This is a genomic window from Actinocorallia lasiicapitis (genome assembly GCF_054778695.1).
On sequence record NZ_BAAGZI010000803.1, the window covers coordinates 1 to 941 of the forward strand.

At 75.0% G+C, this 941-nt stretch carries 1 protein-coding gene; it reads right to left on the minus strand.

Annotation, left to right across the window (positions count from 1 at the left end; genetic code table 11):
• Positions 1 to 941, minus strand: a 941-nt coding sequence (locus tag ACYVE7_RS34715) for an ATP-binding protein (protein ID WP_460370889.1), incomplete at both ends; no start/stop codon positions are given.

The window sequence follows — 941 nt, forward strand, 5'->3', positions numbered from 1 at the left end:
CCGAGGCCGTCAGCTCCCGCGCCCGCACCAGATCGCCCCGGCGCAACGCCACCTGGGCGAGGACGTGCAGCGCCGTCGCGGGCCGTCCCCGGTCGCCTGCGGCGCCGTGCAGCGTCAGGCTCTGTTCCGCGGCGCCCGCCGCCAGCTCGAGATCGCGTGACTCCAGGCCGAGTTCGGCGAGGGCGTCCGCCGCCGCCGCGGCCACCGCAGGGTCGGCCTTCTCCGCGTGCTCCAGGAACCGGCGGGTCCAGCCGGTCCACTCGGCGAACCCGCCGCGCGCCACCCCGTGCATCCGCAGCACCGAGCAGAGCCGCAGCCCTTCCTGGACGTCGTCGCGGTCGGCGCACAGGGCGAGCGCGGCCCGGATGTTGTCCTGGTCGGTGTCGTGCAGGCGCAGCACCCGGACGATCTCGGGCCAGCCCGCGGGTTCCTGCCCGAAGCAGCGCCGGGCGTCGGACTCGGCGCGGTCCAGCATCCAGTCGCGGTGCCGGAGCCGCAGCAGCTCCTGCTCCCCCGCCTCGGCGAGTTTCTCGGCGCCGTAGCGGCGGATGCTGTCGAGCAGCCGGAACCTGATCTGCCCGGCGACCTCGCGTTCGACGACGACGAGCGATTTGTCGACCAGCGCGGTCAGCGCGTCGAGGATGAGCGGGGCGGGCAGCAGTTCGTCGGCGCAGACCCGTTCGACGGGGTCGAGGGTCCAGCCAGCGAACACCGACAGCCGGCGCAGCAGGATCCGTTCGGCGTCGCCGAGCAGGTCGTGGCTCCAGTCGATGGCGGCGCGCAGGGTGCGCTGGCGTCCCGGCGCGGTCCGGTCGCCCGCCGACAGCAGGGTGAACCGGTCGCCGAGGCGTTCGGCGATCTGCCGGACCGACAGGACCCGCATCCGCGCGGCGGCCAGTTCCAGGGCGAGCGGCACCCCGTCGAGGGTGCGGCAGACGTCG